Raw genomic sequence first — 26,668 nt, 5'->3', positions numbered from 1 at the left:
AGAGGACGACCGTGACGTCTGAAGTCTCCGCCACCCCCCATTCCGCACAGGCGGCCCGGGCCCCGCAGGCCTCCCCGCCGATGCCCGCCGCCACCGTGCGGCTCATCGCCCTGCTCGTCGGCGCCGCGTTCGTGGTGATCCTCAACGAGACCATCATGTCCGTGGCACTGCCCGAGCTCATGGGTGAGTTCGCGGTCACCGCCGCCACCGCGCAGTGGCTGACCACCGCGTTCATGCTCACGATGGCCGTGGTCATCCCGTTCACCGGGTGGCTGCTCGTGCGCCTGCCGCTGCGGTCCGTGTTCGTCATCGCGATGAGCACGTTCACCGCGGGCACCCTGCTGGCGTCGCTGGCCATGGTGTTCCCCATGCTCGTCGCCGGCCGGGTCGTCCAGGCGGTCGGCACCGCCATCATGATCCCGCTGCTCATGACCACCGTGCTCAACGTGGTTCCCGCCGACCGTCGCGGCCGCACCATGGGCGTCATCTCCATCGTGATCGCCGTCGCCCCGGCCATCGGCCCCACCGTGGGTGGCCTGGTGCTCGACGTGCTCAGCTGGCGCTGGATGTTCTGGTCCGTGCTGCCCATCGGTGTGCTGGCACTCGTGGCCGGAGCGGTGCTGATCCGCAACGTCACCGAGCCCCGGCGCATCCCGCTCGACATCCTCTCCGGCGTCCTCTCGGCGATCGGCTTCGCCGGCCTCATCTTCGGCCTCAGCTCGATCGGCGAGGCCGCCAGCGACAACGCCCTCATCTCGCCGTGGATCCCCGTGGCGATCGGCGTGGTCGCCCTGGCCGTGTTCGTCTGGCGCCAGCTCTCGCTCAAGGATTACGCGCTGCTCGACGTGCGGGCGTTCGCGTTCCCGACGTTCACCGTGAGCCTGGCCCTCATGCTCATCTCGATGATGTCGCTGTTCGGCACCCTCATCCTGCTGCCGCTCTACATGCAGCAGGTCGTGGGCACCAGCACCCTGAACTCCGGGCTGGCGCTGCTGCCCGGCGGCCTGATCATGGGGGTGCTCGGCTGGTTCGTCGGCCGCGCGTTCGACCGGATCGGCCCCCGGCCGCTCATCATCCCCGGCTCCATCCTCGCGTCCGCCGGCCTGTGGGGGATGTACACGTTCTTCTCCGCCGACAGCTCACTGGTCACGGTCGTCCTCTGGCACATCGTGCTCAGCGTGGGCCTGGCGTTCCTCTTCTCGCCGCTCATGACCTCCGCGCTCGGCTCCCTGCCGCCGCACCTGTACTCGCACGGCTCGGCGTTGCTCAACACCCTGCAGCAGGTCGCCGCCGCCGCGGGCACGGCGCTGTTCATCACCGTCATGACGCTGGGCATCGTCTCCGGCGCCGAGTCAGGCCTGGGCGACGTCGCCGCGCAGATGACCGGCGTCCACAACGCACTGCTGCTGGGCGCGTGCATCTCGCTCATCACCGTCGTCGGCGTGTGGTTCGTCCGCAACAGCGCGCAGACCGAGGGGCCGGCGGCGCGGGCGTCCGACGAGGTGGCGGCGGAGGCGTAGGCGCGACCCCCCTGCTCTGCGGCGTCCATCGCGCCCCCTTCTCGACCTGCCGCCCGCGTGTATGCCTCTCCGAGGGGCACGGGTCGGCCAGACTGGGGTCCGACGTTCAGTTCCGGGGGATCGGCGACCGACGGAGGCGAGTGCCATGACGCAGCAGGGCGGCCGGGATGACGACGGAGGCGTGGATTCGACCCGGGAGGCGTCGACCGGCGGCCCCACGCCGCCCCCGGTGTCGCGAAGGCGCATCGGCTTCGGCCTCCTGGGTGCCCTCGCCGGCGCGGTCGTTGTAGCGCTCCTCGTCCTGGGAGGTGTCGCCGCCCTCGGTGGTCACGACGATCCCGCCAAATCCGCCGAGCCCACCGCGTCCGTAGAGCCCACCGCGTCCGCCTCGGACCGGGCAGGGGGAGAGGCGGCGGACCCGCCGCCCCAGCCGTCGGAGGCGGAAGAGATGACCGCGCCGGCGCCGGGGGAGTCGAGCCCCGAGCAGGCCGGTCGCCCCGTCACCTCGGAGGCGCCCCGCCCCTGGTCGGCGTCCGAGGCAGCCCCGGACGGTGGTACCTACGCCGGGGTCGTGACCCAGCGCGGGTCCCAGCGACCCGACACGGACTACTCGGTGATCATGACCTTCACCTCGGCTGGGTCGTACGTCGACTATTCGACGCTCGGGTGCACCGGCACGCTCCGCCCGACCGGGGACGTCGACGGCGCCCGCGTCTACCAGGAGACGATCACCTCGGGGCCCTGCGACCAGGGCGGAACCTGGTACGTGACCCGCCAGGACGCGACCACCGTCACCGCCGTGCGCCGCCCCGCGGCCGGCGACGATGTGGTGGAGGGGCAGCTCACTCGGTGAGCCGGGCACGGCCGTCGAGCGTGCCGACCACCGACGACGGCCTTCCCTCGGACGTACGATCGCCGCCACAGTACCGACCGCGAGGAGTTGACGACGTGAAGCTGTCCATCGTCGACCTGGGCACGGTCGCGCCCGGCACCACCGAGAAGGACGCGCTCGCCGACAGTCTGGAAGCCGCACGGCAGGCCGAAACGGCGGGATACCACCGGATCTGGTTTGCCGAACACCACCTGAGTCGCTCGGGTGCCTCGCACCATCCGGAGCTGCTCATCGCCGCGGCGTCGGCCGTCACCTCCCGGATCCGGCTGGGATCCGGGGCGGTGCTGATGAACCACTACAGCCCGTTCAAGGTCGCCGAGATGTTCAAGCAGCTGGAGGCGATGGCGCCCGGCCGCATCGACCTCGGCATGGGTCGAGCCACCGCGGGTCCGGTGCTGGACGCCGCGCTCCAGCAGAACCGCCAGCACCCGGCACAGGCCGATCACCAGCAGCAGATCCTGGAAACCCTGGCCTGGCTCTACGAGAGCTTCCCCGCGGACCACCCGTTCGCCGAGCACCCGCTCATGACAACCGTCCCCGACATCCCGCAGACCTGGCTGCTGGGCTCCAGCCCCAACGGCTCGAACCTCGCGGCGGGGCTCGGGATCGGCTACACCTTCGCCGGTTTCATCAACCCCGCCGGCGCCGCGCCGGCGCTGCGCCACTACCGCGAGACCTTCACGCCGCAGGGCTTCGGGCTCGAGTCGCCGAGGGCGATCCTCGCCGTCAACGTGGCGGTGGGCGAGACGACCGCCGACGGACTGCACCTGGCGGGTTCGCCCAAGGGCTTCTACGCACGCCTGGGCAGGGCCGGCCGCAAGGCAGGGTCGGTCATGGTGCCCACCCCGGACGAGGCCGCCGCCGAGATGTCCCCGGCGGAGACGGACGAACCGGTCACCATCACCGACGGCCGCTGGCCCCGGTTCGTGGCGGGCGGCCCGGCCGACGTTCGCGCCACCCTGGAGCAGATGATCGCCGAGAGCGGGGCCGACGAGGTCATGATCCAGGACCTTATCGCCGACCCCGCCGACCGCCGGCGCTCACGCGAACTCCTCGCCCGAGAGTTCGGCCTGGCCACGCTGTGAGCTCTACCCTCAGGGCATGAAGGTCGATCTGACGGTCCTGGCCATCCCGGCGTTCGTCGGGGCGATGGCGGCCGAATACGCGTGGCAGAAGCGCAACCCGGCCGTCGGGGAGCGGGCGGGGGACTACGAGTTCGCCGACACCATGGCGAGCCTCTCGATGGGCGTGGGAAGTCTGCTCGCCCCCTACATCTCCGCCACGGTGCTCTCGCCGCTCACCCCGCGGACAGGCCGATTCGCGAAAGGCGTGATGGGCCTGTCCCTCGGGGCGGCGGCCGTGGCCACCGCCGGAGACGTTCTCCGACGCCATCGCGGGTCGGGTCTGGCCGAGGCGGGGTCGTTGTCGTCGTCGTCCTCCGGCCCCGGTCCCGACGCAGACGGTGCCACCGGCGCGGCGGTCCCTCCCGCCCTGCGTCGGATCACTGGCGGTTCTGCGGTGACCGCCGTGGCCTCGACCGTGGTGATGGTCTCCACGCTGTGGAGCGCGCAGACCGCGAGCTCGCGGCTCTTCCGGACGTCCCCGCTTGACCTGGGGTCCGGGCCGCTGGCGTACGCGGTAGGGATCCTCGGTTGGGACCTCATCTACTACTGCAACCACCGCCTCGCCCACGAATCGCGCTGGCTCTGGGCCATGCACGTCGTGCATCACTCGAGCGAGCGCTACAACCTGTCGACGGCGCTGCGCCAGCCCGTCGCCGAGGCGCTGACGATCTACGTGCCGTACGGGTTGCTCTCGCTGCTCGGGGTGCGGCCGGCGATCGTCATGGACGCCCGCGCGATCAACCTCATCTACCAGTTCTGGGTCCACACCGAGGCGGTGCGGTCGATCGGGCCGCTGGAGAAGGTGCTCAACTCGCCCTCGCACCACCGCGTGCACCACGGCAGCAACCGGCGGTACCTCGACCGCAACCACGGCAGCATCCTCATCATCTGGGACCGGCTGTTCGGTACCTACGAACCCGAGCGCGAGGACGTGGTCTACGGGCTGACCACCAACATCGACACGTTCAACCCGCTACGGATCGCCACGCATGAATGGGTCGCGATCGGGCGCGACATCTTCCGCGCGCAGACCTGGCGCGACCGCGCGGGGTACCTGGTGCGCGGGCCGGGGTGGGCCGGGGCGCGGAGGGCGTAGGGCCGCGGCGCGGGCGGACTCAGACGAGTCGGCGACCGACCATCCCGGCGGCATCGTCGAGCACCGCCCGGAACAGGGCGTCGTCGCGCAGTTCGAACCAACCCAGCGCCGCCCCGAACATCAGCGTCATCGCCTGCTCGGCCACCAGCACCACGTCGGCGTCCCACCGCAGGCCCGCACGCTCGGCCAGGCTGCTGAGCAGGGTCACGATGATCCGTCGGTACTCCTGGTGGGACTGCGCGGCGAGAGCCCGCAGCTGCTCGTCGCGGGCCGCCATCAAAGACAACTCGAAGTAGGCGATCTCCGTCTTCGGATCGGCGAGGACGGAATCCGCGTAGGCCGCGAAGAGCTCGGCCACGGCGGCGGTCACGTCGTCGGGTCCGTGTACCGGCCGGTCCTGCTGCGTCTGGACCAGGTCCGACAGGTGCGTCAGGTCCAGACGCAGCACCGAACGCATCAGCTCGTCCTTCGATGAGAACGCGTAGTGGACGGACCCGTGGGGCACCCCGGCCTCCTTCGCCAGGGCCCGCGTCGTGAGCGCCCACGCCCCGTCCCGCGCCATTACCGTCACCGCGGTCTCGGTGAGTTCCCGGCGGCGCTGTTCGATCGGGACCTGTGCTCGGCGAGAGTCAGCCACGGTTCACCTCCGACGCGGCGGAGTCCGCCCGCGCGGCTGGTGGCACGTATGGAAGGTTCGCCTCCGGCCCTCGCGCGGACGTGGCTGCTGCGGCGTCGTGCGCCTCTACCGGCGCCACCCCGGCCGCACCGGCCGCTCCGGCCGCTCGCGACTCCGAGCGCAGGCCACGCCAGGCCAGTATTAGAGTGATCGCCGCCGTCCCGATACCGATCGCGGCCACGAGATCCATGCCCGCCAGGAAGGCGGAATCGGCGATCTCCAGCAGACGAGCGCCGCCGCCGGGCAGCGTCTCCGCGACCTCGTGGGCACCCGCCAGGGTCTGGGAGGCGGCGATCGCGGAGTCGGCATCCATGCCGGGCAGGGTAGCGGTCTCGACCACGCGGCTCGAGTACACGGCCATCCCCGCGGTGCCGAGTACGGCGGTGCCCATCGCGCCGCCGAACTCGTAGCCGGTCTCGGAGATCGCCGCGGCGGCGCCGGCGCGGTCACTCGGGGCGGCAGTGAGGATGACGTCGTTCGTGAGGGGCTCGGCCAGGCCCACGCCGATGCCGAACAGGGCCGACAGGAGCGTGTAGAGGAGCATCGTCTCGGCGGTGTCCAACCGGGTGCCGATGACGAACCCGACGATCACGAGGGACAGGCCCGTCATGATCACGGTGCGCACCGAGACCGTTCGCGCCAGCACCGGGGCCAGCAGGGTGCCGACGACGGCGGCCACCGCGAGCGGCAGCATCCAGAGACCGGCCTCGGCCGAGCCCATGCCGCGCACGAGCATGAGGTATTGCGGGAGGAAGAACATCAGCCCCATGAACGCGAACACCGAGATCACGTTGATCGACACCGCCGAGGAGAACGCGAAGTTCCCGAACAGGGTCACGTCGATCATGGGGTTCTCGCGGCGGCGCTGACGGGACACGAACCAGACCAGCGCGGCAGCACCCAGAACGAAGGCGACGAGCACCGCCCCGTCGATTCCCTTCACACCGGTCTTGAGGGCGTAGACCAGGGAGATCATTCCCGCGATCGAGAGGATGACGGAGGTCGGGTCGAACGGGCCCGGGTTGGGGTCCTTCGCCTCGGGGAGCAGGAACGGGGCGGTCAGGAGGAACAGCGCGATGACCGGGACGTTCAGGAGGAAGACCGAGCCCCACCACAAATTCTCCAGCAGCAGCCCGCCGACCAGGGGGCCCAGTGCGGCGCCGCCGGAGAACGCGGTGGCCCATACGGCGATGGCGGTGCGTCGCTCGGTGCGGTCCGGGAAGATCGCGCGGATCAGTCCGAGCGTGGAGGGCATGAGGGTCGCGCCGCCGATGCCGAGCAGCGCACGGCCGACGATCAGCATCTCCGGACTGGTGGAGAACGCGGCCACGAGGGAGGCGACGCCGAACAGGGGTGCGCCGATCATGAGGATCCGTTTGCGGCCGATCCGGTCTCCGAGTGAGCCCGTGAAGATCAGCAGGCCCGCGAGCAGGAACGAGTAGAGGTCGATGATCCAGAGCAGTTGGTTCGACGTCGGCCGCAGGTCTGCGGACAGCGCGGGCACGGCGATGCCGAGCACGGACATGTCGATCGAGATCAGCAGAACGGGAAGGACGAGGACGAGCAGGGCCGTCCAGCGGCGTGCGGGGGACACGAGTGCCTCTCCAGGGCGGTCGGACTGCGGGCGGTCTGCACGCAGCGATGCCGGGGAGATCCGCACCCGGCGAAGACCATCCTGACACGGGGTTGGCCACCTGGCCAACCTGTTTTGGCCAGGTGGCCAGAACTGTGGGGCGTGCCACCGTCGGGAACGCTCGCGGTTCGCCCACTTGGGTCATTCCGCTGCCGTCTGCCGGGGTACTTCCTAGGGTTCACCCATGAGCGGACGCGCGGAATGGGCAGGGCATCCGACGATCATCCGGAGGGCGCTTCCGCTGCTGCTGGCGCTCGTCCTCGCCGTGGCGGTGGCCCCGCAGCTGCAGCCGAGCGCAGCGGCCCAGCCCGGTGGGCGACCGGCCGCACCGGGCTCCGGCTTCCACTGGGGCGTCGCCACGTCGGGCTTCCAGGTGGAGGGCTCGAACCCGGACTCCAACTGGAAGCGGTATGTCGACGCGACCTCGGCGACGGGTCAGACCGACCCGGTGGGTAACGCGGTGGACTTTTGGAACCGCTATGAGGAGGACATCGCCAACGCCGCGGCGATGGGCGTGAACACCTTCCGGCTGAGCGTGGAGTGGGCGCGGATCGAGCCCACGCCGGGGGAGTACGACGACGAGGCCCTCAGACACTACGACCGGATCATCGACACGGTCCGCCGACATGGCATGACCCCCATGATCACGATGGTGCACTTCGTCTACCCCGGGTGGCTGGCCGACCGGGGCGGGATGCTCGCGGACAACGCGGTGGAATCGTTCGGCCGCTTCGCCGACCTCATCACCGACCGGTGGGCCGGCGCCGGCACCATGTGGGTGACGTTCAACGAGCCGCTGGTGTTCTTCAAACACGAGATGACCATCGGCCGGGTCGCCTTCACCGACTTCTCCCGCTTCCTCGACACCATCGAGGCCGCCCACCGGCTCGGCTACGCTGCCGCCCACCGGGCCGACCCGGCCGCGATGGTCACCATGAACGAGGCCTATCTACCCATGGCCACCGAGTTCACCGACACGCTGATCGGGGACAGGGTGGCCGACGTCGTGGACTACGTGGGCATCGACTACTACTACGGTGTCGCGCTGAACAACCTCACCGCCATCAACGCGGCGTGGGACGACTTCGCGGCCGTGCGACCGCAGCCGGAGGGTATCTACGAGGCGATCGCGCACTACGCGAACGCCTACCCGGGCAAGCCGATCTACATCGTCGAGAACGGGATGCCGACTCTCAACGATGGGCGCGCAGACGGGATCGAGCGGGGCGACTTCCTGCGCGACACGGTCTTCTGGCTGCAGCGGGCCGCGGCGGACGGCTACCCGGTGATCGGCTACAACCACTGGTCACTGGTCGACAACTACGAATGGGGCGACTACTCGGCGCGGTTCGGGCTGTATCGGGTGGACGTGCTCACCGACCCGACGCTGACACGCCAACCCACGTCGGGCGTCGACGCCTACCGCGAGGTCATCGCGGGCGGGGGAGTGTCCGACGGATACCGTCCGGTGCTGCCGTCTGCGTGGTGTTCGCTGGCCACGATCCCGGACAGCTGCATCGGGCCGGTGTCGGCAGAAGGGCCCTTGACGACGCTGGCAGGGCGATAACAGGATCGACCTCACACGCGATTTCCCTAGTGGACCCGCCCGTTGACGACGAGAGGACCGATGAGATGTTTCCCGCTGGCTCGATCGAGAATCCGCTGCGTTTTCTGTTCGGCCCCGGGCCGGATGAGCCCGCGTGCCTCGCTCTCACACCGGAGTGCATGGGCCTGATCCCGTACTTCGCGGCCCGTTTCGGTATCCCCAGCTGACGAGCCCCGACTGACGAGCCCCGACTGACGGCCCCCGGCCGACGACTCCCGATAGTCCCTGTCCGAAACGCCCCGATCCGCCCGTCGGATTTTCTTCTGCGCGCGGGGGCCGCTGCGTGGATCGACATTCGAGGGGCGGATCGAATGCAGGTCGAAATCCGAGGGGCGGATCGAATGCAGGTCGAAATCCGAGGGGCGGATCGAATGCGGATCGAATTCCGCCAGGCTCGACGGCGGCGGCGGCCGGGACTACCTGCTGAACATCTTGGCGAAGAAGCCGTCCTTGACGGCGGGGACATCGGACTCGTGGCCCGGGCAGCGGTCGGCCTTGGGCACGCCGGCCATCACCTGGTCGACGTGCATTCCGCATCCGGCCCAGGTGGTCTTGCCGCACTTCTTGCAGGTGGCGGGACGGCACATGATGAGACTCCTCAGGGGGTGGGGTTGTCGTCGGCGTGAATCGCGCCGACCGCCGGCCGATGATCCGACTGGCTGATGCCCCGAGATTACATACCCCTAGGGGTATCGGTCAACCCTGCCGGTTCGGCACGCCCTGCACCTGCGGCGTGGGCGGGGTGGTCGACCTCGTCGTCGTCGTTCCCGTCGGGGCTCACCCCCGCCGGCGTCCAGCCCGGCTCACCAGTCGCCGCGGGTCAAGCCGTCGCCCCATTCCCGCGCGCGCTCCAGTTCGCCGGGTAGAAGCGGGCCCTCGTAGCCGTCCACGTAGAAGGTCTCGGGATCCGTCACGGGGTGGCAGCCGAGCTTGCGCAGCTTCTTGGCGGCCCTTTTGCCTGCATGGCCGGGGAGGTCGGGGTGGCGGACGTGGGTGTCGAGGGTGGCCACCGCGAAGGAGGCGGGCCCGGCGGCGTCGAGCCACTCGCGCACTCCCGACGGGATCAGCTCGCCGCCGCGGGTGTGGGCGTCCTCGCGGGTGCCGTCGCGGGGTAGCCCGAACGCGTGGGTCGGCGCGCCCACCACGAGCAGGTCCACCGTGAGTTCGGCGAGCGGCGGCGCTTCGTGGGCGGCCACCACCTCGGCGGTCAGGTGAGGGGACAGGCCGTCGCTGGTGCAGCTCGTCGGGGAGTTCTCGCGGCGCATCGTGACCGGGGAGTGGGCGGCCGGGGAGAAGATGCCCGGCGTCCGGGAGTTGGCGGCCGATCTCGGCGTCAACCCCAACACCGCCCAGCGGGCCCTCGCGGAACTGGAACGGCTCGAACTGTGCCGGTCCGAGCGGGCCACCGGGCGGTTCGTCACGCAGGACGAAGAACGGATCGACGAGGTCCGCGCCGACCTCGCCACCGACGCCGCCGACGCCTTCATCCGGCGCGTCCGCGGCCTGGGAATGGCGCACGACAAAGCCCGAACGCTGCTCGACCACAGATGGGACACCCATGAACACACCACTACCGATGAGCACGACGGAGGTGCCTGACATGAGCGCCACCGATCATGCCTCCACCGCGAGCCCCGCCACTACACTCGTTGAGGCCACCGGGCTCCGCATGACGTACGGCGCCACCACCGCTCTCGACGGCCTGGACATGGCCCTGGCCCCGGGGCAGATCGTGGGCCTGCTGGGCGAGAACGGCTGCGGCAAGACCACGCTGCTCAAGATCCTCGCCGGCGTCCTGGCCGGGTACTCCGGCGACGTGCGGATCGCCGGTCACGTCCCCGGTCCGGAGTCCAAGGCACTGGTGTCCTACCTGCCCGATACCAGCTTCCTCCCCGACGCCGCGCGGGTGAGCTACTGCCTCGAGCTGTACACGGACTTCTTCGCCGATTTCCAGCCCGAGAAGGCGCGCGACCTCATCGGCTTCTTCGGCCTGAGCGAGTCCGCGCGGCTCAAGCAGATGTCCAAGGGCATGCGCGAGAAGGTCCAGATCGCACTGGCCATGTCCCGCGACGCGCGCGTGTTCCTCCTCGACGAGCCCATCTCGGGCGTCGACCCGGCCGCGCGTCAGGTGATCCTCGACGGGATCGTACGCAACCTCTCCGAGGACTCGCTCCTGCTCATCACCACCCACCTCGTCCACGACCTCGAGCCGATCCTCGACGCCGCCGTCATGATGCGCCACGGCCGCGTCCTGCTCTCCGGCGACGCCGACGACCTCCGCGGCAGCCGCGGCGCCAGCCTCGACCAGATCTTCAGGGAGACCTACCGATGACCGCGACGACGACAACACTCCTCAAGCACGAGTGGCTGCGCACGCGCGGTCCGCTCGCGACCCTCTTCGGGTTGATCGCGCTGGTCGGCGTGCTGGGCAGCCTGCTCGGTGCCTCGGGATGGCCGCTGTTGTCCGAGCTCGGGCTGGCCGCGGGCATGCTCGCAGCGGTCGTGGCGGTCCCGGCCGTCCAGTTGGCCCTCGCCGCCGACTACTGGCGCTCCGGCTACGGCCGGACGGGGTACTTCACGCACTCGATCCCGGTGCGCGGGGCCCGCATCTTCCGGGCCAAGCTGGCGTGGACGATGCTCGCCTCGCTGGCGGCGATCGTCCTGACCCTCGTGCTGGCGCTGCTGGCGTGGTGGGCGAACTCGCAGCGGTCCGGGGGCTCCGCGCCGTCGTGGTCGACGCTGACCGAGGCGTGGTCCACGGTCACGGCCGTGACCCCGGGGTGGATGATCGCCGCCGGGTTGGCACTGGTGCTGGCCTGGTTCCTCGTCTGGCCGGTGTACTACTACTTCGCCGTCTCGGTGGGGCACGAGCGGCGACTGGCCGGACTCGGTGCCGGCGGGCCCGTGGTGGTGTTCGTCGCGGTCTACATCGCCAGCCAGGTCCTTGCCCTGCTCGGCATGCTCGTGATCCCGTTCGGGGTGGGGGAGGCAGAGGGCGAGACCCTGGGCCTCGTCCGGTTCGACCTTGTCGGCGAGCTCGCCGCGGGGCACACGACCAGCGAGGTCATGCCGGTCGGGTTCGTGGTCTCCCTGGTCGCGGTGGCGGCGTTCTGCCTCTGGCGCACCGCGCGATCGTGGAACCACAAGGTGGCGCTGGGGTAGTGGACCCTGCGCGGGGCCGACCCCGGTCTGGATAAGGGTTTCTTTGGCGGGCGGCACGCGGTGGAGTAGTGTTCACATCCTCACCGCGCGTCGTCCGTTGGCCGCCGCGGGCACCTCACCTCCCTCGAAAGACCGCGAGCATGCCGATCGTCCTGCCCTCCATGGCCCGTCCGACCCTGACCGAGCCCACCTACCTCACGCCTCCCGTCTGGAAGCCGGTCCTCGCCTGGGCCGGCCTGGTCATGGGCGGGATCATACTGGTGGGGGCGCTCGGAACGCTCGGCAGCGGCGTCCTCGAGTCGGTGGCGATGGCGCTCATCGGTCTGGCCATGGCCGTGGCGGGCGGGTGGTGGGTCTTCTGCGAGCGTGAGGACCGCACCCACGCCGAGGAGGACTTCCAACTCGACCGGCAGGCCGCTCTCGCCGCGCAGTCGATGTCCGGCTTCGTCGCCCCGGACGCGCTGAGCCCGCTGACCTGGAACACCCCGCTGCGCCCGTTCACCCGTCGCTGGCCGGTGGTCGGCTCCGTCTCGGTGGCCATGTTCATCGTCGGGGCGGCACTGATGCCCACCCCCGCGCCCACGCCGACCCCGGCCTCGAGCCCGGTGGCCGCGACCAGCACCGTCACCACCACGGCCCGGGCCGCGGCGCCGACGACCACCGTGACGCAGACCCCCACGAGTTCACCGGCCTCGGCGACCCCGGTCACGCCCGTCGCCGTCGAGTCGGAGTCCGCGCCCCGGCAGCCGGTGGCTCCCGAGCCCACGTACGCGCCCGCCCCGGTCCAGACGTACGCCCCGCCGCAGACCTACGCGCCCGCCCCGGTCGCCGAGCCGGTCCCGCAGGCGGCGTACTACGCCAACTGTTCGGCGGCCCGGGCCGCCGGCGTCGCGCCGCTGTACCGCGGGCAGCCGGGGTACGCCTCGAAACTGGACCGCGACGACGACGGTGTCGCCTGCGAATGATCCGCGGCGTCGGGGACCGCAGAATCGCTCGGCGCTGAAATCTTCGTCGTCGTCGTCGTTCCCGTGAGTCGTTCCGGGCCGGGCGAACGGATCGGGCAAGATGGGTATCGGCGCCGGGAACACACAGGTGAGCCCGCGCGTTGACTATGTACGAGTGATTCGTCGGTGACCCGGCGGGGACTCTCGACCAACGACCTTCCCCGACAATTCCGAAGGGACCTCGATGCGCACCAGTAGCAACCCGGTCTTCAGTTCACTGTCCACGGACAGTGCCCGCGGCGCCACCCATCTCGGTGGTGCCGGCCGTGGCGCCTTCCAGCAGGGCCAGTACGGCCAGCAGGGCTTCGGTGCCCAGGCCGGTTACGGTGCCCCGCAGGCGCACCCGCAGTTCGCCGCCGACACGCGGCCCATGACGATCGATGATGTGGTCGCGAAGACCGGCACGACCCTCGGTCTGCTCGCCATCGTCGGCACGATCTCCTTCTACCTGATCACGATGAACCCGGGGCTGCTGTTCCCGTTCATCCTGGTCGGCGGCATCGGCGGCCTGATCACCGTTCTGATCGCCACCTTCGCGCGCAAGATGGACTCCGCGCCCGTCACCCTGACCTACGGCGCCCTCGAGGGGCTGTTCGTCGGCGCGGCGACGTACCTGTTCACCATCGACCTGCAGGGGACCGGCGGTGTCCTCGGCGCGGTGGGTGCCGCGATCCTCGGCACCATCGGCGTCTTCGTGGGCATGCTGTTCGTCTACAAGACCGGCGCCGTGCGCGTGACGCCCAAGTTCACCCGCTTCATGTCCGCCGCGATCGTAGGCGTGCTGTTCGCGGCCCTGGGCAGCATCGTGCTGAGCCTGTTCACCGGCACCAACCCGCTCTACGACGGCGGCCCGATCGCGATCGGCTTCTCCCTCCTGGCCATCGGCCTGGCCGCGTTCAGCTTCCTGATGGACTTCGACAACGCCGACCGCCTCGTGCGCGCCGGTGCCCCGTCCAAGATGGCGTGGGGCGTCGCGCTCGGCCTCACGGTCACCCTGGTGTGGCTGTACGTCGAGATCCTCCGCCTCATGAGCTACTTCCGCGACTGACCGGCGCGCGCTGTAGCGCTGCCTGACTGATCAGGTCAGGTTCCGGCGAATCCCACGGCCCCGGCCCCCCGCGAGGGGAGCCGGGGTCGTCGGCATTTCGGGTGTGGCGGCGATGGGGTTCCGGCGGCGGCCGGCGTGCCCGGCCCGCCTCGTACACCCCGCGGGCGCCGCCGGGGTAGCCGGCTGCAAGACCAACGGCGAGAGCGCCCCGGGCACACTTCCTCGAGAGAAGCGTGCCCGGGGCGCTCGCAGTGCCGCGGGGTGGCGCGGGCTCAGGCCACGCCGGATGGGATCAGCTGAGGCGCTCGAGCACCATCGCCATGCCCTGGCCGCCGCCGACACACATGGTCTCGACGCCGAACTGCTTGTCCTCGGCCTGCAGGTTGTTGAGCAGCGACGCGGTGATGCGGGCGCCCGTCATACCGAAGGGGTGGCCGAGCGCGATGGCACCGCCGTTGATGTTGAGCTTGTCCTCCTCGATGCCGAGCTCGCGGGCCGAGCCGAGCACCTGCACGGCGAACGCCTCGTTGATCTCGAACAGGTCGATGTCGGAGATCGACTTGCCGGCGATCCGCAGGGCGTTCTTGACGGCCTCGATCGGGCCCAGGCCCATGATCTCGGGCGACAGGCCGGACACGCCGGTGGAGACGACGCGCGCGAGCGGGGTCAGGCCCAGCTCCTTGGCCTTGGTATCGGACATGATCACCAGGGCGGCAGCACCGTCGTTGAGCGGGCAGCAGTTGCCGGCCGCGATGGTGCCGTCGGGACGGAAGACCGGCTTGAGCTGCGAGATCTTCTCGTAGGTGGTGCCGGGCCGCGGGCCGTCGTCGGCGGAGACGACGGTGCCGTCGGGCATCGTCACCGGGGTGATCTCATTGGCGAAGTGGCCACGGTCGACGGCGGCCACGGCGCGCTCCTGCGAGCGCACGCCCCAGCGGTCCTGCTCCTCGCGGGTGATGCCGGTCATCTGGGCCACGTTCTCGGCGGTCTGGCCCATCGGGATGTACACGTCGGGCAGCAGGCCCTCGGCGCGCGGGTCGGTCCAGGTCTCGGCGCCGCCCTCTGCGCGCGTGGCGGTGCGGGCCTCGGCGTCGGCGAAGATCGGGTTGTGTGTGTCCGGCCAGTGGTCGGCGGTGCCCTTGGAGAAGTTGGAGACGGTCTCCACACCGGCGGAGATGAACACGTCACCCTCGCCGGCCTTGATCGCGTGCAGCGCCATACGGGTGGTCTGCAGCGAGGAGGAGCAGTAGCGGTTCACGGTGGTGCCCGGGACGGTGTCCAGGCCGGCGAGCACGGAGACGACACGGCCCATGTTGAAGCCCTGCTCGCCGCCCGGCAGGCCGCAGCCCAGCATGAGGTCGTCGATCTCGGTGGGGTCGAGCGCGGGGATCTTGTCCAGCGCGGCCCTGACCATCTGGGCAGTGAGGTCGTCGGAGCGGATGCCCACGAGGGAACCCTTGTTGGCGCGCCCGATGGGGGAACGGGCGTACGAGACGATCACGGCTTCCGGCATGGAAAGCTCCTTCGTTGCGGGTGAGTGCTGGTGTGGTCGGGTCAGTCCTGGGGATCCGGGTCGTCCCGCGTCGAGCGGGCCGGTGTCAGGATCCGGCTACGGCGTCGGAGGGTGTCCGCGGCCTAACGGGCCTCGCCCGTGCTCTCGGGGTCACCGTCCACGTCCTCATTATGCAGGAACGTGCTCCGGTCACCGTCGTCCGCATCCTCGTGAGTGCGGACGAAGTCGGTCAGGCGCTTGGTCAGCCGGGCCACCACGGACTCGCGGTGCTCGACGGGCGCGCCGGTGTCGGCAGTCTCGGCGGGCGCACCGGTGCCGGCGGTCGCGCCGGTGTCGGCAGTCTCGCCGGAGCTGCCGGAGACGGCGAGATCGGCGGCGCTCTCGGCGGCCTCAAGCGAGGCGGCGGCCTCCTCGGCATCGTGCGGCAGCTGCTCCTCGGGCACGTCCTCCCACACGCCCAGCGCCACGCACACGGCGGGCAGCAGCAGGCCGGCGGCGAGTTCGTATCCGGCCGAGTTGGGATGGAACCGGTCGGGCGAGAACAGGCTCTCGCCGCGACGGTGGAACTCGGGCGCGAGCGTCTCCGCCAGGGAGACGGGGATGCCGCCGGCCCTGCGGGCCTGCACGGCTTGCGCGCCGGCCAGGCGTCGGCTCAGGCCGGACATGACCGATCGCAACGGCTGGGGGACCGGCTTGATGATGCTCAGGTCGGGGCAGGTGCCCACGACGACGTGCGAACCGTTCTCCCGGAGCGCCCGCACCGCGTCGCCCACTCGCCGCGCCGAGGGACCGATCGCGTTGCGGGAGGTGATGTCGTTGCCGCCGACGAGGATCACCGAGATGTCGGGGTCGCCGTGCGCGATCTGCATCGCCTCGATCTGCCCGGGCAGTCCCTTGGACGTGGCGCCGACGATCGCCTTGATGCTCAGCCGCACGTCCCAGCCGGACTCCTCGGCCAGACCCCGCGCCAGCAGGACGCCGGGCAACTCGTCAGGGGAGTCGGCGCCGAGGCCGGCGGCGAGCGAGTCGCCGAAGATCATCATGTGCACATCGCACGTCATTCCGGGTCGCCACGGCTCGGGTGACCGGGCCCCGGGCCGGTAGAGCCCGTCGCCGGAGTAGGGCCGCGACGTCGGCTTGGGGATCACCCGGCGCGCGATCCGGGCCTGCTGCGTGAGCACCTCCTGGGCGCCGCGGAACGCCCCGACCGTGCCGACGGCAGCCAGCCCGAGGCTCATCCAGAGGCGTCGGGAGGCGTCGTCGGCGTCGGTCATCGGGCGTGTCGTCTCCCCTCTGGGTTGTGGTCGGACTCTGGGTTGTGGTCGAACTCTGCGTTGTGGTGGGACCCGGCGCTGTGGTGGGACCCGGCGTCGTGGCGTGAGCCCGTCCGGTGGCGTGCGGCGGACGGAGCGGCCAGCTCACGGGCGTGCTGGGCCAACTCGACGATAGCCCTCCTGCTCTCGGCCGGCCCGCGGGAGAGGTCGATCGGGTACTCCACGATCGAGATGTCGGTGTGGACGATCCGTCGGGGCTGGGGGGAATCGTCGCGCCGCTGGGCCGGGTAGACCAGGTACGCGCGGTCCACCCCGAGCGCGGTGCAGGCGGCCAACAGTCGGTAGTGCTCGGCGGCGCGGGCCCGGCGGTCCGTGGGATAGGTCGGGACGAACGTGGTGACGGGCTCGCCGTCGACCTCGTACACCAACCCCGTGCGCACGGAGATGTGGTCACCGTCGTCGGACGGCGCGCTGTGACGACCCGACGGCGCGTCGTCCGCCTCGGCACCGGAATCCAGGTTGACGACGGGGTTCTGCAGCAGCCGACCACCCCGGCCGTCGAGGGCGGCGGTCAGCTCGGCCTCCACGAAGCGTTCGAACAGTGCCGGCATCTCGGTGACGAAGGCCGCGGACGCGGCGTGGCCGTCCTCGACCTCCACCGAGATCCGTCGCACGATGCGGTCCGCCAACGCGAGCGCGTCCTGGTAGCGGGCGTTGAGCCTGCTGGGCGTCCACGCCGGCACGGGCGCGCCCTGGCCGATGAGCGTGGCGTCCGACAGGCGGGCGTCGACCATCGCCAGCCGGCGGCGGGTGGCATCGGGCAGCTCGGGCAGGAACTGCAGGCGGTGGGCGGCCGTGCGCAGGATGCGGTTCTCTGCGATGTCCGGGGTGAACTCGGAGTAGGTGACCTCGAGCGGGATGGTCATGCCCGGGTGGCGGCGGATCTGATCACCCAGTCGGATCCGGCCGCGCACGGTGGTCAGCGCCTCGTCCACCCTGCGGTACCCGCGCAGCAGCCCGGCGGACAGGGCCCGGTGCGCCAACCGGGCCATGGACTCGGCGACGGAGGTCCACAGCTCGTCGTCGTCCCTGGCCTGCACCGATGAGGACAGGAACGGGTCGTCGGCCGCGTGGTCGAGCAGGAAGAACAACTGCGTCAGGCCGAGGCTGGCGGCGGGCATGACCCGCACCGACAGACCTTCGACGCGGACCGAGCCCACCGCGCCGCAGGGGATGAGCCGCCACGTGTCGCGGCCGGCGGGCAGCACCTCCACGAGGCCGGTCTGCGACAGGTGCTGCGCACCCTCCCAGCTCAGGTTGACCAGTCGGCCGCGGCGGTCGAACTCGTCGAACTCGAGCGCCACCGGCGACGCCGGCGACTGTGCCGACGCCGGCGCGCCGGCGCGCGTCGGAGTCACGGTCACGCCCGCCCGATCTTGCGGCGCAACGCCGCGAGGCCGAACCGCTCGTGCACCTCGGCGCGGGTGAGCCGCCCGTAGTAGTGCTCCTCGAGCAGCGGGAGCAGGTCGAAGCGCCAGATCGCCTCGAGACCGCCCGGCTCGGTGGCCCGGTCCTTCATGAAGTACGACGGCCCGATCCGCAGGTCGCGGTCGGAGTCGTCGATCTCGGAGTTGAGCGCCTCGAGCAGCTCCGCGGGCTCGGTCGTCACGCCGCGCGCCTCGAGGTGGCGTCGGAGCACGCCGGCCACCGGCGGGGTGTCGGGGTGCAGTTCCATGAACGCGAAGCGTCGGCGGATGGCGGCGTCGACCATCGCGATCGACCGGTCGGCGGTGTTCATGGTCCCGATGATGAACAGGTTGCGCGGCAGCCGGAACGAGGTGTCGGGGGAGTACTGCGGCAGCACGGTCCGGTCCCGGTACTCCAGCAGGAAGTACATCTCGCCGAACACGCGGGCCAGGTCGGCGCGGTTCATCTCGTCGATGATGAGGAAGCTCGGGTGCTCGCGGCCCGACTCCGAGGTCGCCCGCGCGGCCTGGCGCCGCAGCGGCCCGGCCTGGAGAGCGAAGCCGGGCTGCCCGGACTCGGTGAGCGTGGGTCGGTAGCCCTCGAAGAAATCCTCGTAAGCGTAGCTGGGGTGGAACTGCACCAGCTGGACCCGGCTGGGGTCGTCGGGGCCGGCGAGGAAGCGGGCCAGTTCCTGGGCGAGGTAGGTCTTGCCGGTGCCGGGCGGGCCGTAGAACACGATCTGCTGACGCTGCTGCAGGGTGTCGACGATCTCCTGCAACTCCTCGCGGGGCATGTGCAGGCCGTCGGCCAGCTCATCGGTGACCTCGGGCAGGGTCGGCACCGCCCCGGCCGCGGGCGCCTCGGCGACCTGCGACTCCGCGGAGTGGCGCCCGGGGTGCATCGCCGAGAGCATCGCGTCCAGCCCGTCGGTGAGGTCGACGACCGTGCCGGGCTCGCCGATCAGCTCGGACAGGGGACTGGGCAGGGTCTCCAGGTCGAGGGTGACGGTGCTCCACAGCACCGAGCGCTCGAGTTGCTGTCCGCCGTCGTCGACGTAGCCGAGGTCGTCGGTGAGGGTGCCCAGATGCAGTTTGGCGTCGGCGACCGTGGTCACCACGTCCTGCGGGTTCATCCGGGACAGGAAGGTGTGCAGTTCGGCCGTGAGCTGGAACCGGGCCTGGTAGTCCAGGTGCGGATAACCCTGCTCGACGGCCTGGGACACCTCGAGCCGGCTGGCGTGCGCGGGGATCCGCGGCAGGTGCGAGGCGGGCAGCGCGATGCGGTTCTGGGCGACCCACTGGCCGGCCTGGCCGACGCCGCCGCGGCCGGGCCGCACGAGCCAGGCGCGCCGGGAGTGGTCGTCGCGGTGGCGCTGCCACTGGTTGGCCACGGAGCCGCGGTACCAGTCGACGGGCTGGCCGAGCTGCGCGGAGAGCACCTCGGAGATGCGGTGCAGGTCCTGGTCGATGTCCAGCTCGTCGATGCCAGACGGGCCGCCGATGAGGTCGGCGAACGCGTCGCGGATGCGGGTCTTGTGTTCGTGCTTGACGATCGGCTGGAAGTAGCCGGGCCACACGAGGTACTGGAGGCTGTAGCGGATGGCCCGCCAGTCACCGGGGGTGGAGCGGGCCGCGCGCTGGAACTCCCACGGGTCCGACAGCGCGGCGTCCCGGACGGACGCGTCGAGCTCCGCCCAGTGGATGACGAACGAGCACAGCCAGCGCAGGTGCTCGCGCATCTGCACGTTGAAACCCAGGCCCCCGGTGAGCGGGCCCTTCTCGCTGAGGACCTCGTCGAGATCGGCGGGGATCGCGGGCGCGTCCTCGATCCAGGAGAGCACGTCGCGGACGCGGCCGCGCTTGAGGCGGGCCGTGACCGTGGACAGGGGGAGCTGTTGGATGAAGAGCAGCTCGGCGGCGAGCAGGACCACGGGCCGTGGTGCGCCCTCGAGCTGGTCGTGCAGCGCCTGCATCACGGGGGAGCGTGTCGACCCGGGCGCCGCGCCGGCGGCCCCTTCCTCGGGGTCGGAGTCCAGACGGCGGGCCAGCTCCTCGGCCACCTCGGGCGTCCACGTGTAGAGGTCGTCCTCGAAGGGGGACTGACCGGTCCGCAGTGCCGGTCCCAGGACCCGCCCGGCCGCCGCTTCGATAGTCGGGGCCGGGCCGTGGGGCCTGTCCTGGGAACCGTCTGACACGTGGAACTCCTGCTACGCCGGGGCGGATTCGGGCCCGCCTGGAGGCGACCCGACATTCGTGAAGAACGTACCACCGGTCCCCGTCTTCAGCCGGTCAGCTGTGGTACGGCTCCGCGGTCACGATGGTGACGGCGACCTTCTTGCCGTTGGGGGCGGTGTACTCGCGGCTCTCCCCGTTCTTGGCGCCGAGGACGGCCTTGCCGAGCGGGGACTCGGGGGAGTAGATCTCGAGGTCGTCCTTGCCGGAGCCCTCGCCGCGGGTACCGATGAGGAAGGTCTCCTTGGTGTCCTCGTTGCCGTTGTAGTAGGCGCGGACGACGGAGCCGATGAGCGCGACACCGGACTCGGTGGGCGTCTCGCCGACCTGGGCGTTGGCCAGCAGGTCGTCGATGGTCCGGATGCGGGCCTCCTCCTGGCCCTGCTGCTCACGCGCGGCGTGGTAGCCGGCGTTCTCCTTGAGGTCGCCCTCCTCGCGCCGCTCGTTGATCTCGGCGGCGATGACCGGACGGTTGGCGATCAGCGCCTCCTTCTCGGCCATGAGGCGGTCGTACGATTCCTGGGTCAACCAGTGGACCTGGGTGTCGTTCGCCATGAGCGCACTCCAATCTGTTCGCGTGCGTGATGTAAGAAAAACACGGCCCCGCGAAAAAGGGAGCCGTGCTGAAGCGCCGATTCTAACACAGGCGCCGTGGCCCGCCGGCCGATACGCGCGGCCCTGACGGCCGCGCCGTCTGCGGCTCTACCTGCGCAGGTAGTCGGGGACGTCGTCACCACAGCCGTAGACGTCCGCGGCGAACGCGCGGGCGGTGGTGAAGATGGACGCGTCGATCTGGATCGTGGTGTTCTCCGACGGTGGGACGTACACCTCGCGTCGGCCGAGTTCGCCCTTCGACTCCTCCTGGGCCCGGATGATGCAGTAGGCGGGCGTGCCGGGCTCCTCGCGCGTCACGGTGAACGTCAGGTCGACCCGGGTCTCGTCGACGACCTCCACCCCGATCGCCTCACCGGTGATGTCCGGCGTCTGGTTGAGTCGCCACGTCGTGTAGACGCCGGCGACCACCAACCCGCCCACGAGCAGCGCCAGGATGACGGCGACGACCTTGCCGGTCAGGTTCGAGCCGCGGTCGGCGGTCGCGTACCGGTCCGCGGGCGGGCCCACGGGGGGCTGCGACGGGGCGTCCGACCTCGGCTCACTCATGGGAGCCAGGGTATCGGGGCACGCTGGCGGGGACGGCCGGGGGTCGCCGGCGGGCCCCGCCGGGGGCGGCGCCTGGGCCGACGCCCATAGAATGGTGCGGTCATCCACTCACGTGAGAAGAACGGCAGGTGCTCCCGATGGCCGGTCTGCGGCTGATGGCGGTCCACGCCCACCCCGACGACGAGTCGTCAAAGGGGTCGGCAACCATGGCCAGGTACGTCGCCGAGGGTGTCCACGTGCTGGTGGAGACGTGCACCGGGGGCGAGCGGGGCGACATCCTCAACCCCGCGATGGACCGCCCCGACATCGTCGCGGACCTGACGGGCGTCCGGGTGCGTGAGATGGCGCGCGCGGCCGACATCCTGGGGGTCGACCACCACTGGCTGGGATATGTGGACTCGGGGTTGCCGGAGGGTGACCCCACGCCACCCCTGCCGGAGGGATGTTTCGCCCTGGCCGACGACGACGAGGTCACCGAGTCCCTGGTCCGCAGGATCCGGGAGTTCCGTCCCCACGTGATGATCACCTACGACGAGAACGGTGGGTATCCCCATCCGGATCACCTGAAGGTGCACTCGGCGTCGATGGCCGCGTACGAGGCCGCCGCCGACCCCGCCCGGTATCCGGACGCCGGTGAGCCGTGGGCGATCGCCAAGGTCTACTACACCCACGGGTTCCCCAAGAGCCGCCTCCAGCTGCTGGACGACGAGCTGTTCGCCCGCGACGGTGTGCGCCACTTCGAGGAGTTCCTGTCGCGCTGGGGGGACCGCCCCGACATCATGGAGCGGGTCACCACGCGGGTCGAGTGCGCTGACTACTTCGAGCAGCGCAACTCGGCACTGCTGGCCCACGCCACCCAGATCGACCCCAACGGCTGGTTCTTCGCCGCACCCGTGGAGATGCAGCAGCGGGTGTGGCCCACCGAGGAGTTCGAGCTCGCCGCCAGCCGGGTGGGCTTTCCCGAGCTCGGTGAGGGAGAATACGAGACAGACCTGTTCGAGGGAGTCGACCCGTACGTCGCTCTCCCCGTCGGCCCGAGCACGAGTGAGGACCCACGATGATCACCCTGGGACCGGACGTCCAGATCCTGGCGTACCAGTCGGCGATGGTCCTCGCGCAGAACCAGTCGCCCGGTACGCCCGGGTACAACGACAACCCGGTGGGACCGGAGTTCGGCAAGGCATCGCCGATCGGTATCCCGGTGATCCTGCTGTTGCTCATCGCCACCGTGCTGCTCATCCGCAACATGAACAAGCACATCAAGAACCTGCCGGAGAGCTTCGACTCCGAGCATCCCGAGCCGGATCAGCTCGCGGACGAGGGCACCGACCGTGGCGCCGTCCCGCCCCTGGAGTCGACCGACGGGCAGCCCGACCCCCGCTGAGCCCGACCCCCGCTGAGCCCGCCCCCCGGCTGAGCCCGACCTCCGCTGAGCCCGCCCCCCGGCTGAGCCCGCCCCGAATCCAGCACACGGTCCGCCCCTCGGATGTCGATCCGCGTTGCGGGTCCCGCGGGCGGATCGACCTCCGAAGGGCGGACCGTGGTGAGGGCGAACCCGCCCGCCGGTTCAGCGGCCCAAGAGGTCGCCCATCGGAACGAAGTCGTTGAACTCGTCGTCGTCGGTCTTCCGTCCCCGGCCGGAGTCCGCGCGCGTCGGCGCCACCGCGCCGGCGGTGACCCCGGCGAACCGCAGCATGTAGTCCGACAGTTCGGTCCCCACTCGCGCGGTACGGGCGCGCAGCGAGTCCTCGTCGCCGTCGGTGGCCACGGCGCCGAAGTCCTCGGCCGCCGCGAACACGGTCGTGGGCACGATGTCGGCCTTGAGGTAGGCGAACATCGGCCGCAGGGCGTAGTCGACCGCCAGCGAGTGCCGCGCGGTTCCGCCGGTCGCGCCCAACGCCACCGGCACGCCGGCGATCGTGCCGGGTTCGATGACGTCGAACAGCGACTTGAACAGGCCCGAGAACGACTGGTTGTAGATGGGCGACACCGCGATCAGCCCGTCCGCCCGGCCGATCTCGTCGATCGCCGCGGCCAGTTTCTCCCCGGGGAACCTGGTGAAGGTGGCGTCGACGACCTCGTGCGCCAGTTCGCGGGCCTCGAGAACCGTCACGTCGACCCTCTGGCCGTGCCGCGCGAGCGCGTCGCGGGTCGCGGCGGTGAGCTGGTCGGCGAGCATCCGGGTGCTGGAGGGCACCGAGGTTCCGGCGGCGACGACGACGAGGTTGAGCGGCCGCCCGGCGGAGTGGCTGTTGTGGGGGTCGGTCACTTGGAGTCCTTCCCGGCCGGCGCCTCGGCGAGGCGGGCCTGGTTGAGGCGGGCGCGGGCCAGCGACTGCTCCTGGGCGAGCTGACCGCCCTCGGCGGTGAGTCCCGTCCAGTTGTCGCCGGTGCCGAAGCGGTACGCGTCGGAGTAGGCGGGGTCGCCGGCGGTGGCCAGGTCGGCGTCGCGGGCGGCGACCCGCCCGGCGTGGGTGGGCCCGTCCGGGACGTGGGCCGGGCGCAATGCGTCGAGTTCCCGCCGCAGGGTCGGCACGATCTCGGTGCCCAGGATCTCGATCTGCTCCAGCACGGTCTTGCGGGGCAGGCCGGCGTGGTCGATGAGGAACAGCTGACGCTGGTAGTCGCCCACGTGCTCGCGCATCGTCATGTATCGGTCGATGATCTGCTGCGGGGAGCCGACGGTCAGCGGGGTCTGGGCGGTGAAGTCCTCCAGTGACGGGCCGTGGCCGTAGACCGGGGCGTTGTCGAAGTAGGGGCGGAACTCGTTGACCGCGTCCTGGCTGTTGGCGCGGGCGAAGAACTGCCCGCCCAGGCCGACGATCGCCTGGTCCGCCGAGCCGTGACCGTAGTGCTCGTAGCGGCGGCGGTACAGCTCGACCATCTGCTTGGTGTGGTGGATCGGCCAGAAAATGTTGTTGTGGAAGAAGCCGTCGCCGTAGAACGCGGCCTGCTCGGCGATCTGCGGCGAGCGGATCGAGCCGTGCCACACGAAGGGCGCGACGCCGTCCAGCGGGCGCGGGGTCGAGGTGAACTGTTGGAGGGCCGTGCGGAACTTACCCTCCCAGTCCACGACGTCCTCGTGCCACAGGCGGTGGAGCAGTTCGTAGTTCTCGATCGCGATCGGCAGCCCCTGCCGGATGTCCTGACCGAACCACGGGTAGACCGGGCCGGTGTTGCCGCGGCCCATCGTCAGGTCGACCCGGCCGCCGGACAGGTGCTGCAGCATGGCGTAGTCCTCGGCGATCTTCACCGGGTCGTTGGTGGTGATCAGGGTGGTGGCCGTCGACAGGATGATCTCGGAGGTCCTGCCCGCGATGTAGCCCAGCGTCGTGGTGGGGGAGGACGTCACGAACGGCGGGTTGTGGTGTTCACCCAGCGCGAAGACGTCGAGGCCCACCTGCTCGGCCAGCGTGGCGTACTCGACGACGGCCTCCAGCCGCTCGTGCTCGGTGGGTATCCGCCCGGTGGTGGGGTCCGGGGTGATGTCGGCGATGCTGAAGATTCCGAACTGCATGATGGTGGCCTCTCGTCTGTTGGTGTCCCCATCTTAACTTGCTGACATGTCAAACAAAAGGGTGTGGGGCGGTATTCCCCCTCACATGGCGGGTGCCGTCCGGCCTGCTCCGGTGTGGACGGTTCCGCAGCCGCCCCTCGCGACGGCGTCTGGCCTGCGCAGCGGTGCACGCCAGACGCCATGGCGGGACGCGGCCGCGTCCTGGTCGAGCAGGCGCGGGAGCGACACGCCAGCCCCGCGGGCGACACGCCAGGCGCGGGAGCGGCTGTCGGGGTAGGGCTGCGAGGCGATTCCGGCCGGCCCGGGTCCGTCTGCTATCGTGTCCGGCATGTCGAACGCTCGCGCTTATTGGCGCTTTATGTGGGCTCCGGGTGGAGCCCGCGCCGCGAGCGCACGCGTCCGCTAGACGGACGTCTCGACACCCGGAGCCTAGAGGCGGTGACCACCATGGTCGCCGCCTTCCGCCTTTCCAGACGGCGGATCCGGGTGCGCGAGACACAGGGCACCGAAGAGATCACGGCACCCGGCCCGCCACGACCACATCGCCAGGAGTGCACAGCCGTGACCGTCACCGCCGAGAACCCCACCCAGACCGCCGACAGGCGAGTCCTGTCCTACTCCCCGCTGCCGACGCCGACCGAGATCCTCGGCGAGCTCCCGCTGGGCGAGGCCCGCGAGGCGCTGGTCGAGCGCAGTCGCGCCGAGGTCGCCGACGTGCTCGCCGGGCGCGACGACCGCCTCCTCGTGGTGGTCGGCCCGTGTTCGGTCCACGACACCGAGGCGGCTCTCGACTACGCGGCGCGACTCGCCGCGCTCGCCGCCGAGACGGCCGAGGACCTGCTGATCGTCATGCGTGTGTACTTCGAGAAGCCGCGCACCACCGTCGGGTGGAAAGGCCTCATCAACGACCCCGCGCTCGACGGGAGCTACGACATCCCGCGCGGCCTGCGCACCGCCCGCACCCTGCTGCTCGACGTGCTCGACCTGGGGCTACCCGTGGGGACCGAGTTCCTCGAGCCGACCAGCCCGCAGTACATCGCCGACGCCGTCTCGTGGGGCGCGATCGGCGCCCGCACCACGGAGAGCCAGGTACATCGTCAGCTGGTGTCCGGCCTGTCGATGCCGGTGGGCTTCAAGAACGGGACCGACGGCGAGGTCCAGGTCGCGGTCGACGGCTGCCGGTCGTCGGCGGCGCGGCACGTGTTCTTCGGCACCGACGCCGACGGCCGGGCCTCCGTCGTGGAGACCGCCGGCAACGCCGACTGCCACGTCATCCTCCGCGGCGGGACCGGTGGACCCAACCACGACGCCGAGTCCGTCGCGTCGGCCGTCGCGGCGGTCGGCAAGGTCGGCCTGCCCGGTCTGGTGATGGTGGACGCGAGCCACGCCAACTCGGGCAAGTCGCACGAGCGTCAGGCCGAGGTCGTGGCCGAGCTGGCCGAGCGGATCGGCGCGGGGGAGCAGGGCATCTCCGGACTGATGATCGAGAGCTTCCTCGAGCCCGGCGCCCAGTCCGTCGAGGCCGACGAGCTGGTGTACGGCCGGTCCGTGACGGACGCGTGCATCGGCTGGGACACCACCGCCGACAGCCTGCGCGCGCTCGCCGCGGCCGTCCGCCGGGGCCGACGAGGCTGACCGCCGCCACCCTCGCCGCCGGCCCCGCCGCGGCCCTCGCCGTCGGCCCCGCGCCCCTGTCGGCCCGGGGTCGGCGGCCCGAGGGGCACCACTGGGCGGGCGACGGCGCG

25 protein-coding genes are annotated in these 26,668 nt (G+C 70.8%); 13 read left to right on the top strand and 12 right to left on the bottom strand.

From position 1 onward, the window contains the following. Positions 1-80 precede the first annotated feature (80 nt). The 4 genes from G6R20_RS07960 to G6R20_RS07945 all read left to right on the top strand — a co-directional run bounded on the left by G6R20_RS07960 (position 81) and on the right by G6R20_RS07945 (position 4,632). Positions 81-1,520: an MDR family MFS transporter gene (locus G6R20_RS07960; RefSeq protein ID WP_240341343.1), complete on the top strand. Its 1,440-nt coding sequence runs from the start codon at positions 81-83 to the stop codon at positions 1,518-1,520. A gap of 145 nt (positions 1,521-1,665) precedes the next feature. Continuing rightward, positions 1,666-2,373 (top strand): hypothetical protein, encoded by a 708-nt coding sequence (locus G6R20_RS07955; RefSeq protein ID WP_163376010.1) that lies wholly within the window; start codon positions 1,666-1,668, stop codon positions 2,371-2,373. 95 nt (positions 2,374-2,468) lie between these two features. After that, positions 2,469-3,497: an MsnO8 family LLM class oxidoreductase gene (locus G6R20_RS07950; protein ID WP_163376009.1), complete on the top strand. Its 1,029-nt coding sequence runs from the start codon at positions 2,469-2,471 to the stop codon at positions 3,495-3,497. Positions 3,498-3,513: 16 nt separating this feature from the next. Then, positions 3,514-4,632, top strand: a complete 1,119-nt coding sequence (locus tag G6R20_RS07945; protein WP_163376008.1) for a sterol desaturase family protein — start codon at positions 3,514-3,516, stop codon at positions 4,630-4,632. Between the two features lie 19 nt (positions 4,633-4,651). Here G6R20_RS07945 and G6R20_RS07940 read toward each other — a convergent pair whose 3' ends face one another. Next, on the bottom strand, positions 4,652-5,269 hold the full coding sequence (locus G6R20_RS07940; RefSeq protein WP_132063382.1) for a TetR/AcrR family transcriptional regulator: 618 nt from the start codon (positions 5,267-5,269) through the stop codon (positions 4,652-4,654). After that, positions 5,262-6,902 (bottom strand): MFS transporter, encoded by a 1,641-nt coding sequence (locus G6R20_RS07935; protein ID WP_163376007.1) that lies wholly within the window; start codon positions 6,900-6,902, stop codon positions 5,262-5,264. The genes G6R20_RS07940 and G6R20_RS07935 overlap by 8 nt, the downstream gene beginning before the upstream one ends. A gap of 223 nt (positions 6,903-7,125) precedes the next feature. On the opposite strand from G6R20_RS07935, the gene G6R20_RS07930 reads away from it, so the two are divergent. Next, complete coding sequence (locus G6R20_RS07930; RefSeq protein ID WP_163376006.1) at positions 7,126-8,508, top strand: family 1 glycosylhydrolase; 1,383 nt, start codon at positions 7,126-7,128, stop codon at positions 8,506-8,508. Positions 8,509-8,963: 455 nt separating this feature from the next. Here the strand turns inward: G6R20_RS07930 and G6R20_RS18470 are convergent, their stop codons facing one another. Together G6R20_RS18470 and G6R20_RS07925 are read right to left on the bottom strand one after the other, a co-directional pair. After that, a complete protein-coding gene (locus G6R20_RS18470; RefSeq protein WP_096905156.1) occupies positions 8,964-9,134 on the bottom strand; it encodes a hypothetical protein in 171 nt (56 codons plus the stop codon). A gap of 216 nt (positions 9,135-9,350) precedes the next feature. Further along, a complete protein-coding gene (locus G6R20_RS07925) occupies positions 9,351-9,743 on the bottom strand; it encodes a flavodoxin (protein WP_163376005.1) in 393 nt (130 codons plus the stop codon). A 37-nt stretch (positions 9,744-9,780) separates the two neighbouring features. On the opposite strand from G6R20_RS07925, the gene G6R20_RS07920 reads away from it, so the two are divergent. From G6R20_RS07920 to G6R20_RS07900, 5 genes are all read left to right on the top strand, one after another. Further along, the gene (locus tag G6R20_RS07920) at positions 9,781-10,146 is read left to right on the top strand and encodes a GntR family transcriptional regulator (protein ID WP_240341321.1); all 366 of its coding nucleotides are present in this window, start codon (positions 9,781-9,783) and stop codon (positions 10,144-10,146) included. A 1-nt stretch (position 10,147) separates the two neighbouring features. Further along, positions 10,148-10,879, top strand: a complete 732-nt coding sequence (locus G6R20_RS07915; protein ID WP_069390093.1) for an ABC transporter ATP-binding protein — start codon at positions 10,148-10,150, stop codon at positions 10,877-10,879. Continuing rightward, positions 10,876-11,709: a hypothetical protein gene (locus tag G6R20_RS07910; RefSeq protein WP_163376004.1), complete on the top strand. Its 834-nt coding sequence runs from the start codon at positions 10,876-10,878 to the stop codon at positions 11,707-11,709. The genes G6R20_RS07915 and G6R20_RS07910 overlap by 4 nt, the downstream gene beginning before the upstream one ends. Positions 11,710-11,849: 140 nt before the next feature. Then, the gene (locus G6R20_RS07905) at positions 11,850-12,674 is read left to right on the top strand and encodes an excalibur calcium-binding domain-containing protein (protein WP_205475761.1); all 825 of its coding nucleotides are present in this window, start codon (positions 11,850-11,852) and stop codon (positions 12,672-12,674) included. Positions 12,675-12,897: 223 nt separating this feature from the next. After that, positions 12,898-13,761 carry a Bax inhibitor-1/YccA family protein gene (locus G6R20_RS07900; RefSeq protein WP_067715698.1) on the top strand — a complete coding sequence of 288 codons (864 nt, stop codon included), beginning with the start codon at positions 12,898-12,900 and terminating at the stop codon, positions 13,759-13,761. 292 nt (positions 13,762-14,053) lie between these two features. On the opposite strand, the gene G6R20_RS07895 is transcribed toward G6R20_RS07900, so the two are convergent. The 6 genes from G6R20_RS07895 to G6R20_RS07870 all read right to left on the bottom strand — a co-directional run bounded on the left by G6R20_RS07895 (position 14,054) and on the right by G6R20_RS07870 (position 21,407). Beyond that, positions 14,054-15,274, bottom strand: a complete 1,221-nt coding sequence (locus G6R20_RS07895; RefSeq protein ID WP_163376003.1) for an acetyl-CoA C-acetyltransferase — start codon at positions 15,272-15,274, stop codon at positions 14,054-14,056. Positions 15,275-15,396: 122 nt separating this feature from the next. Next, positions 15,397-16,548, bottom strand: a complete 1,152-nt coding sequence (locus G6R20_RS07890) for an SGNH/GDSL hydrolase family protein (protein ID WP_163376002.1) — start codon at positions 16,546-16,548, stop codon at positions 15,397-15,399. Further along, a complete protein-coding gene (locus tag G6R20_RS07885) occupies positions 16,545-17,972 on the bottom strand; it encodes an McrC family protein (RefSeq protein WP_240341320.1) in 1,428 nt (475 codons plus the stop codon). The genes G6R20_RS07890 and G6R20_RS07885 overlap by 4 nt, the downstream gene beginning before the upstream one ends. Beyond that, on the bottom strand, positions 17,969-20,209 hold the full coding sequence (locus G6R20_RS07880; RefSeq protein ID WP_163376001.1) for an AAA family ATPase: 2,241 nt from the start codon (positions 20,207-20,209) through the stop codon (positions 17,969-17,971). The genes G6R20_RS07885 and G6R20_RS07880 overlap by 4 nt, the downstream gene beginning before the upstream one ends. 94 nt (positions 20,210-20,303) lie before the next feature. Further along, a complete protein-coding gene (gene greA, locus G6R20_RS07875; protein ID WP_067715687.1) occupies positions 20,304-20,801 on the bottom strand; it encodes a transcription elongation factor GreA in 498 nt (165 codons plus the stop codon). A gap of 147 nt (positions 20,802-20,948) precedes the next feature. Beyond that, positions 20,949-21,407 (bottom strand): DUF4307 domain-containing protein, encoded by a 459-nt coding sequence (locus G6R20_RS07870; RefSeq protein ID WP_163376000.1) that lies wholly within the window; start codon positions 21,405-21,407, stop codon positions 20,949-20,951. A 137-nt stretch (positions 21,408-21,544) separates the two neighbouring features. On the opposite strand from G6R20_RS07870, the gene mca reads away from it, so the two are divergent. After that, positions 21,545-22,468: a mycothiol conjugate amidase Mca gene (gene mca / locus G6R20_RS07865; protein WP_096905165.1), complete on the top strand. Its 924-nt coding sequence runs from the start codon at positions 21,545-21,547 to the stop codon at positions 22,466-22,468. Beyond that, positions 22,465-22,791 carry a hypothetical protein gene (locus G6R20_RS07860; protein ID WP_205475759.1) on the top strand — a complete coding sequence of 109 codons (327 nt, stop codon included), beginning with the start codon at positions 22,465-22,467 and terminating at the stop codon, positions 22,789-22,791. The genes mca and G6R20_RS07860 overlap by 4 nt, the downstream gene beginning before the upstream one ends. A 183-nt stretch (positions 22,792-22,974) precedes the next feature. Here G6R20_RS07860 and G6R20_RS07855 read toward each other — a convergent pair whose 3' ends face one another. Beyond that, positions 22,975-23,676, bottom strand: coding sequence for a CE1759 family FMN reductase (locus G6R20_RS07855; RefSeq protein WP_163375999.1), 702 nt, complete (start codon positions 23,674-23,676; stop codon positions 22,975-22,977). After that, positions 23,673-24,923: an LLM class flavin-dependent oxidoreductase gene (locus G6R20_RS07850; protein ID WP_069389404.1), complete on the bottom strand. Its 1,251-nt coding sequence runs from the start codon at positions 24,921-24,923 to the stop codon at positions 23,673-23,675. The genes G6R20_RS07855 and G6R20_RS07850 overlap by 4 nt, the downstream gene beginning before the upstream one ends. Positions 24,924-25,484: 561 nt before the next feature. Between G6R20_RS07850 and G6R20_RS07845 the strand changes: the two genes are divergently transcribed. Then, positions 25,485-26,558 (top strand): 3-deoxy-7-phosphoheptulonate synthase, encoded by a 1,074-nt coding sequence (locus G6R20_RS07845; protein ID WP_163375998.1) that lies wholly within the window; start codon positions 25,485-25,487, stop codon positions 26,556-26,558. The last annotated feature ends 110 nt before the right edge of the window (positions 26,559-26,668 follow it).

The sequence above is a fragment of the Dietzia sp. Alg238-R159 genome (assembly GCF_900537145.1).
In the GTDB taxonomy this organism is placed as follows: Bacteria; Actinomycetota; Actinomycetes; order Mycobacteriales; family Mycobacteriaceae; genus Dietzia; species Dietzia kunjamensis.
This window is presented reverse-complemented; position numbering and strand designations above follow the sequence as displayed.

What these genes read in the sequence shown, in the direction of transcription:
- G6R20_RS07960 (WP_240341343.1), top strand. Translation starts at nt 81, where the DNA reads ATGCCCGCCGCCACCGTGCGGCTCATCGCCCTGCTCGTCGGCGCCGCG.
- G6R20_RS07955 (WP_163376010.1), top strand. Translation starts at nt 1,666, where the DNA reads ATGACGCAGCAGGGCGGCCGGGATGACGACGGAGGCGTGGATTCGACC.
- G6R20_RS07945 (WP_163376008.1), top strand. Translation starts at nt 3,514, where the DNA reads ATGAAGGTCGATCTGACGGTCCTGGCCATCCCGGCGTTCGTCGGGGCG.
- G6R20_RS07930 (WP_163376006.1), top strand. Translation starts at nt 7,126, where the DNA reads ATGAGCGGACGCGCGGAATGGGCAGGGCATCCGACGATCATCCGGAGG.
- G6R20_RS18470 (WP_096905156.1), bottom strand. Translation starts at nt 9,134, where the DNA reads ATGTGCCGTCCCGCCACCTGCAAGAAGTGCGGCAAGACCACCTGGGCC.
- G6R20_RS07915 (WP_069390093.1), top strand. Translation starts at nt 10,148, where the DNA reads ATGAGCGCCACCGATCATGCCTCCACCGCGAGCCCCGCCACTACACTC.
- G6R20_RS07910 (WP_163376004.1), top strand. Translation starts at nt 10,876, where the DNA reads ATGACCGCGACGACGACAACACTCCTCAAGCACGAGTGGCTGCGCACG.
- G6R20_RS07905 (WP_205475761.1), top strand. Translation starts at nt 11,850, where the DNA reads ATGCCGATCGTCCTGCCCTCCATGGCCCGTCCGACCCTGACCGAGCCC.
- G6R20_RS07900 (WP_067715698.1), top strand. Translation starts at nt 12,898, where the DNA reads ATGCGCACCAGTAGCAACCCGGTCTTCAGTTCACTGTCCACGGACAGT.
- G6R20_RS07895 (WP_163376003.1), bottom strand. Translation starts at nt 15,274, where the DNA reads ATGCCGGAAGCCGTGATCGTCTCGTACGCCCGTTCCCCCATCGGGCGC.
- G6R20_RS07890 (WP_163376002.1), bottom strand. Translation starts at nt 16,548, where the DNA reads ATGACCGACGCCGACGACGCCTCCCGACGCCTCTGGATGAGCCTCGGG.
- greA (WP_067715687.1), bottom strand. Translation starts at nt 20,801, where the DNA reads ATGGCGAACGACACCCAGGTCCACTGGTTGACCCAGGAATCGTACGAC.
- G6R20_RS07870 (WP_163376000.1), bottom strand. Translation starts at nt 21,407, where the DNA reads ATGAGTGAGCCGAGGTCGGACGCCCCGTCGCAGCCCCCCGTGGGCCCG.
- mca (WP_096905165.1), top strand. Translation starts at nt 21,545, where the DNA reads ATGGCCGGTCTGCGGCTGATGGCGGTCCACGCCCACCCCGACGACGAG.
- G6R20_RS07860 (WP_205475759.1), top strand. Translation starts at nt 22,465, where the DNA reads ATGATCACCCTGGGACCGGACGTCCAGATCCTGGCGTACCAGTCGGCG.
- G6R20_RS07850 (WP_069389404.1), bottom strand. Translation starts at nt 24,923, where the DNA reads ATGCAGTTCGGAATCTTCAGCATCGCCGACATCACCCCGGACCCCACC.